The sequence below is a fragment of the Mesorhizobium sp. M7A.F.Ca.US.014.04.1.1 genome (assembly GCF_003998745.1).
Taxonomy (GTDB): domain Bacteria; phylum Pseudomonadota; class Alphaproteobacteria; order Rhizobiales; family Rhizobiaceae; genus Mesorhizobium; species Mesorhizobium ciceri.
Genome location: NZ_RZRW01001242.1, coordinates 1 through 760 on the forward strand (window position 1 = coordinate 1; position 760 = coordinate 760).

Below are 760 nucleotides of genomic sequence, written 5' to 3' on the forward strand. Positions count from 1 at the left end.
GCCTGGATGCGCTCGACGCTGCGCGCCATTGCGGACACCACATCGGACGCGGTCAATGGATAGCTTCGCTCGCCAGAACGCGTCCGAAAGGGCGGCTGTCTTCGGCGAGTCCGGCGCCTTGCGTGGCGTCGCCAGCATCATCATTGAGAAGGACTTCTGGGTTTGCTGGACCTTAAAGCGACTCTTTGAACTTCAGAAGGGCGATGCGCCCACTCTGGTATTCAAAGGCGGCACCTCTCTCTCCAAGGCCTATGGTGCAATTCGACGCTTTTCGGAAGACATTGACCTCTCCTTCGACCGCGCCGATCTGGGCTATGATGGCGATCGTAATCCAGAGCGGGAAGGGATCAGCAAGAAGCAGTCCGCCAAGCTCATCGACGCGCTCATGGCCGATGTCGAAAAGCACATCGCCAACAAGATGCTTCCTGCCCTTCGAGAGTCGATCGCCGTCCAACTTGTCGAGCCGGTCAAGGGCAACTGGTCGCTCGAGATCGACGCCAACGATCCCCAGACCCTGAACTTTCACTATCCGGCCGCCCTGACCGGTCAGGACTATCAAGGCGTCACCTACATCACCCCGCGCGTCAAACTAGAGTTCGGTGCGCGCGGCGATCCTTGGCCGACCGAGCAGAAGACCATCCGGCCCTATTCAGCTGACGATTTCCCCGCGTTCTTCGAGAATCCGGATTGCACCGTCACAGTGCTGGCGGCGCGCAGAACGTTCTGGGAGAAGGTCACTGCGCTTCACTCCGAAGCGCAC

General features: G+C 59.7%; 1 protein-coding gene. It reads left to right on the forward strand.

The features are described 5' to 3' along the window. Positions 1-55: 55 nt before the first annotated feature. Positions 56-760: nucleotidyl transferase AbiEii/AbiGii toxin family protein (locus EOA22_RS35825; protein WP_164756290.1), on the forward strand; the 705-nt coding region annotated here is incomplete at its 3' end.